We start from the raw sequence: 5,588 nt of genomic DNA on the forward strand, positions 1-5,588 counted from the left end.
ATTTAAAATAATAATTTTAGATTACAATATAACATGCTTGTGCTATGTTAAGGCAAAACAGAAATCGATAAAAATATAACTTATTACCAAGTATTTATTTTATTTTTAATTAAGGACTACGATGAACGATGACATGATTACTAAGAGTCAGTTAGCTGCTTACAAACCCACGACGGCTTATGTTGGGACTTCTTGGGCAGTAATGCTAGTTGGTGTGCTGGCGTATATATTTGGATTATGGAACGCACAGGGCATGTTATTAAACGAAAAAGGTTACTATATTGCAGTACTTGCTCTTGGCCTTTATTCAGCCATTAGTTTACAAAAAACGCTTCGTGATCGTAGTGAAGGCATTCCAACGACAAACATGTACTATTTAATCAGTTGGGCGGCTTTAGGGTTGTCTATTGCTCTGATTGTGATGGGGCTGATGAATGCTGGAAGCTTGAGTTTTAGCGAAAAAGGCTTTTATATGATGGCTTTTGCTATGAGTTTATTTGCTGCCGTGACTGTCCAAAAGAACACTCGTGATATTACCCAAATGCGAACATTAGCCGCGCCTCAAGCCACTATAAAAAATGACAATAGTGCTAAGATTTCCCATCAAAACTCACCTGAGTCTGATTCTGGAAAATCGCTTTTTGGTTCGGTTAAATCTAGAATAGAAGGTAATGATTAGCATTTTTGACTACAAGAAGCACTTAAGTAAGCGGTGCTTGTAAACGCCTACGGTTTGGCGATAGACGCGCGAGCATCGCTGCTGATAACGGTGAAAATGTACCAATCATCATATCCGCTAAAGCCTCAGCACACAGCGGTGCAATGGCATAGCCTTTAGCACCCATTGCATTCACAACCCAAATCCGTCTACTATCATTTAACTGTCCAACGATGGGGTGGTAGTCAGGTGTTTGGGTACGAACCCCTGCACGTCCTTGCCATCCGCTCATATCTGTTGGAATAATAGCCTCCATTTCAGGAATCGCTGTGATCAGTTTATCGCGGCTAATCTGATGCTCATCCATGCGTATCTTTGTGTCTATGTCATTGCGTATAAAGCTCGCTCCCAGTAAAAACTGAGGTTGGCCTGTCTCTACATTATTCAAACCATCGTCACCCACTTGTGCGGTGAAAGGCGTGCAGTAACCACTGTACTTGAGCGGGGTTTTGGGTAGCTTAGCGTACTGTTCAGGAGTTGGTGTAAACCAAGATAGCTGCCCACGAATTTTACGACAATCAAAAATTCGCTTATCCAGCTGATGACTCTCAAAAGCCGCACACACGATCACATTATCAGCAGCGATGGATATCGATTCTTTATGTTGGTTATGTCCTTTAATACCAACCTCATCGTCTGCCTCACTCATTTCATGAACTGTCACCTGTTGAAAGCTAATGAGCGGATGCGTCAGAATGATATCTTTTAATGCTTGTGGATTGACCAATCCTGACTGCGGTAGATAGAGGTTTTCTGATAGATCCTGTTCTATTAATCCAGCCGTTTTCTTTGCTTGTTCATTGCTTAGCGTGGTTGCCATAGGGTTAGGGTAATCAGCGATTTGCGCTGTACCGATATTGGCTTTGATAAGTAAGTCTAGTGCTCCCGTTGGCTCAAGTATGGGCGCGGTTTTCTCTTTGATTGCTTGCTTATTTAGTAGTTGATATAGTTGAGTACTATAGAGATAACCTATGGTATGTAAATGCTCATCGACATGATGAATCGGTGTCATCTTCGGTGCTAGGAGCGCGCGAGGATTGCCTGATGCTCCAGCTAGCGGTGCTGACTTGTCTAATAAAGTCACTTGGATGCCACGATTAGCTAGTGACCACGCTGTCAATAGTCCTGAAACACCAGCGCCAATCACCGCGCTATGAGAAGGTATGTGACAAGTACCATCAGGATGGTTGGTATAGTTACTATGAGGCTCATCTGATTCTATAGCGTCCGTCATGACGGCTGTTAGCATTTGCTTCTTTCGCCCAAACCCTTTTACTTTATTAATCTCAAAGCCATGCTCTTTTAGACCACGTTTTACAATACCGGCACAGCTATAAGTGGCGGCGGTCGTGGTGGGATGAGATAAGCGCTGCACTTGTGCAAAGATGTCTTTTGCCCATAGTGTCTCATTACAAGAAGGTGCGAAGCCGTCTAAAAACCAAGCGTCAACATAAGGTGCAGGAGCGTTCGCCAGTTGCGTTGCTAACTTATTAGCTAACTTACCCAAGCTCTCAGCTGCATCACCAAACCACATATCAACGGTCAAGTTGTCATCATAAAAATTTAAACGATGACAGCCTGCGATAAGGGGTGGATAGGTAGCCAAAAGCTGTGAAATTGGTGCTGCCAACTCAGGCGCGCGCTGTTGCCATAAGGCTAGTATTTGGGTCAGATCTGTCAGTGGTATGGGGAACTTTTCGGTCGTAATAAAATGTAGGCGAGCCGTTGCTAAATGTGGATGCGCCTGACGTAACTGCCGCCATAGTTCCCAAGTTGCCAATAGATTAAGCCCAGTACCAAAACCCAATTCTGCAATCGTAAAGCATTGCTTTGGATTCAGCATTGCCAAACGTTCAGGTAATTTGTTGTGTGTTAAAAACACATGACGGGTCTCTGCCAGCCCATCTGCATGCGAAAAATACACATCTCCAAACTCGCCAGATACGGGTACTGGTTTACCAGTGTCATCTAGCTGCCAATCAATCTTGGCTGGAGTGATGATGTTTAATGAGTTAGCATTTTGAGCTGATGTAGGAGCGTTGCAGGTTTCTTTTGATGCAGATATGGAGTTAGGCATAGACAATCACATAAGATAAAGCAATAAAGAGAGAGGGCGTTACCAGCGATCACGGCGGGTAAATACCAACCATGAGATAAAAATACCGACTAATAAACTGATTAAGACCGTAAATGCACCATACAAAAATAGCTGCCCTTTACTCTCATAAACCAAGACATTTACCTGAGTTTGCAAATCATTTACTTGACGCTGTAGCTGAGCATTACGGCTTAGTAGCTCTTGGTTGGCATCGGATAGCGCCTGTTTAGATGGCTGTAGTTGCGCCGCTAAAGTACCATTTATATTCAATGCTGAAGGATTGTTTTGTTGCGCGTCAATGGTATCTTGACCTATAGCCAATGCTAATGGATCGTTGTCGTCAGTGTTATTTATAGTGGGTATGGCTTGAGCCGATACCGTAGCAAACAACATCAAGACAGCAAGACTGACTTTGTATTGGCGAGTATTTGAACAAGAGACACGCTGATTCACGATGCTGCTACTTTAACATTTGACTGTTCAGTAGGGGTTGGCAGTGCTTGAATAAATGGTTTGATATCTACATGGCTGTAGACACCATCACGTAAGTAAGGTTCATCATTTGCCCACGCCTGTGCCGCCTCAATAGAATCAAAATCAGCGATAATTAAACTGCCTGACATGGCACTTTGTCCGTGCTCGATAGGGTTTGGTCCTGCGATAACGAGTCGCTGCTCGTTGTTCAATACTTTAAGGCGTTCAATATGTTCGGTACGAGTGATTTGACGCTGTGCGCTGCTGTCTGCAACGTCGTGACCAATAATGGCAAATAAGGACATGGGTTTTCCTCAATAAAGTGATGATTAATTTAAGATGTGTTTAATTAGTAAGAATTAGTTCATAGCAACTAATACAGTCGTTGCGGATATCTAAAAACAGCAGACATTATAAAATAATAGCCTAAGTATTACTTAGTAGTTTTGTTGGTCAGTTCTGGATTTAAATAGTTTTTTAATACTGCAAACTGGGCCACAATGAATACCAACATAATCGGAATCCAGCCATAAGATTTAAAGTTAATCCATGCTTCATCTGACATCGTAAAGGCTGTGATATAATGTAAAAAACCCATAAAAGCAAAGAACAATGCCCAAGCAATGGTTAGTTTTTTCCAACCGCTCATTGTGAGTAAAAAAACATCTTTCATAGCGAGTTGCATTAAAGGCTTGTTGATGATGACACTTCCTAATAGCGTGAAAGCAAAGATACCATTGATAATAGGCGACTTCCAACGCAGGTAGATATCATCACGCAAAAGTAAGGTGATGCCACAAAACCCAATGGTTAAAAGTAAGACGATCCATTGCTGCTTATCAAACTTGCCTTTTTGGCGAATGAAATGGATGGCATAAACAATAATAGTGGCGATGAGTAACGCGCCAGCCGCTGCTAAAATGCCGTTATATCGAGCAGCAATAAAAAAAGCAACTAAAGGAATTAGATCTAATAAGGCTTTCATAGCAAAGGGTATGTCCAACAAAAACGTATGGGGTAGTTTACACGTCTACTGCGTCAAAAAAAAGCAGTCAAAATGTTAATCATCTTACATCATCGGTCGGCACGGCAATATCTGATGATGGCGACTTATGAACATCACTAATATCAAATATAACGATTAAGCGATGTTAATATACACCTAGATAAAATATAATAACCGTATATGACTCAGCCTCTTCTCAACCATTACTATTTTTAAAAATGCTAAGGCTTACCTTATGAAATTCGATTTACATTGTCACAGTACGTGCTCTGATGGTACTTATGCACCAACAGAAGTGGTACAGCGTGCCCATGCGGCTGGCGTCAATGTATTGGCACTGACCGATCATGATACGTTAGCAGGAATCGATGAGGCGAGAGTGGCTGCTACTGCCTGTGATATGCAGCTCATCAATGGAGTAGAAATAAGCTGTGAGCATACTCTGAGTGGTGGTTACGGTAAAAACAAATCAACCAATAAAATCATCCATGTGCTTGGACTGGACTTTACTGATCGAGAGAAAATGCATGCAACGTTGCAGCAACTGCAAGACAGCCGTGCTACTCGTGGTCAGAAAATCACCGAAAAGCTCAGCGCGTTGTTAGATATCAATTATGATGAGCTATGGCAAGATGTGCTTAAAAAAGCAGGCGGTAACCCACAAGCAGTTGGACGTGCGCATATTGGTCAAGTATTGTTTGAGCGTGGTGAAGTTAAAACCGTACAAAAGGCCTTTGATAAATATCTGGCAGACAACAAGCCTGCTTATGTCGCTATCAATGCGCTGAGTATGGCTGAGGGTATCGAGTTGATCCATGCGTGTGGCGGGCAGGCAGTACTTGCGCATCCTACACGCTATCAGCTGTCGGCTACTCGTGTGCGTAAACTTATTGAAGAGTTTGCTCAGCTAGGTGGTGATGGCTGTGAGTTACCAGCGACTAGTGAGCCAATTAGTACTCGTAGAATGGTGGATCGCAGTATCGCTGAGCACAATCTTGTTACTTCAATAGGTAGCGATTTTCATGGTAGTAATATGCCGTGGCGACGATTGGGTGATGTTCCAGTCCTAAATCCAGAGCAGCAAGGGGTTTGGCAATCTTTTACAAAGTTTTCTTAAGGCGAAACTGTCTTAAAGCGAAATTACCTTAAAGAAAAACCGTCTTAAAGTGAAATTGTCTTAGGGCGTATTGAACACGTCCTAGGACTACTCAAAAAATACTTACTAAATCCACTGAAAAACCTCTAATTATCGTTTAATCTTTGGTACTACTTATTTTTAGTATTACTTTTTT

The 5,588-nt window shown here is 42.2% G+C and carries 6 protein-coding genes; 2 read left to right on the forward strand and 4 right to left on the reverse strand.

Annotation, left to right across the window (positions count from 1 at the left end; translation table 11 throughout):
* Positions 1–121 precede the first annotated feature (121 nt).
* Positions 122–679: an inner membrane protein YiaA gene (yiaA, locus tag ACT3SX_RS13655; protein ID WP_192520576.1), complete on the forward strand. Its 558-nt coding sequence runs from the start codon at positions 122–124 to the stop codon at positions 677–679.
* A gap of 22 nt (positions 680–701) precedes the next feature.
* On the opposite strand, the gene mnmC is transcribed toward yiaA, so the two are convergent.
* From mnmC to ispZ, 4 genes are all read right to left on the reverse strand, one after another.
* Positions 702–2,795, reverse strand: a complete 2,094-nt coding sequence (gene mnmC, locus ACT3SX_RS13660; RefSeq protein ID WP_192520577.1) for an FAD-dependent 5-carboxymethylaminomethyl-2-thiouridine(34) oxidoreductase MnmC — start codon at positions 2,793–2,795, stop codon at positions 702–704.
* 39 nt (positions 2,796–2,834) lie between these two features.
* Complete coding sequence (locus tag ACT3SX_RS13665; RefSeq protein WP_192520578.1) at positions 2,835–3,269, reverse strand: hypothetical protein; 435 nt, start codon at positions 3,267–3,269, stop codon at positions 2,835–2,837.
* Positions 3,266–3,595, reverse strand: a complete 330-nt coding sequence (locus tag ACT3SX_RS13670; protein ID WP_192520579.1) for a YciI family protein — start codon at positions 3,593–3,595, stop codon at positions 3,266–3,268. Before ACT3SX_RS13670 ends, ACT3SX_RS13665 begins: the two co-directional genes overlap by 4 nt.
* A 128-nt stretch (positions 3,596–3,723) precedes the next feature.
* Complete coding sequence (gene ispZ / locus ACT3SX_RS13675) at positions 3,724–4,275, reverse strand: septation protein IspZ (protein ID WP_192520580.1); 552 nt, start codon at positions 4,273–4,275, stop codon at positions 3,724–3,726.
* A 256-nt stretch (positions 4,276–4,531) separates the two neighbouring features.
* Here ispZ and ACT3SX_RS13680 point away from each other — a divergent pair, with 256 nt between their 5' ends.
* Positions 4,532–5,413: a PHP domain-containing protein gene (locus ACT3SX_RS13680; RefSeq protein ID WP_192520581.1), complete on the forward strand. Its 882-nt coding sequence runs from the start codon at positions 4,532–4,534 to the stop codon at positions 5,411–5,413.
* Positions 5,414–5,588: the final 175 nt, after the last annotated feature.

This window comes from Psychrobacter sp. AOP31-B2-9, assembly GCF_052378005.1.
GTDB lineage: Bacteria > Pseudomonadota > Gammaproteobacteria > Pseudomonadales > Moraxellaceae > Psychrobacter.

Bases quoted from the DNA above. Each gene is read 5' to 3' on its own strand.
- yiaA (WP_192520576.1), top strand. From the start codon at position 122: ATGAACGATGACATGATTACTAAGAGTCAGTTAGCTGCTTACAAACCC.
- mnmC (WP_192520577.1), bottom strand. From the start codon at position 2,795: ATGCCTAACTCCATATCTGCATCAAAAGAAACCTGCAACGCTCCTACA.
- ACT3SX_RS13670 (WP_192520579.1), bottom strand. From the start codon at position 3,595: ATGTCCTTATTTGCCATTATTGGTCACGACGTTGCAGACAGCAGCGCA.
- ispZ (WP_192520580.1), bottom strand. From the start codon at position 4,275: ATGAAAGCCTTATTAGATCTAATTCCTTTAGTTGCTTTTTTTATTGCT.
- ACT3SX_RS13680 (WP_192520581.1), top strand. From the start codon at position 4,532: ATGAAATTCGATTTACATTGTCACAGTACGTGCTCTGATGGTACTTAT.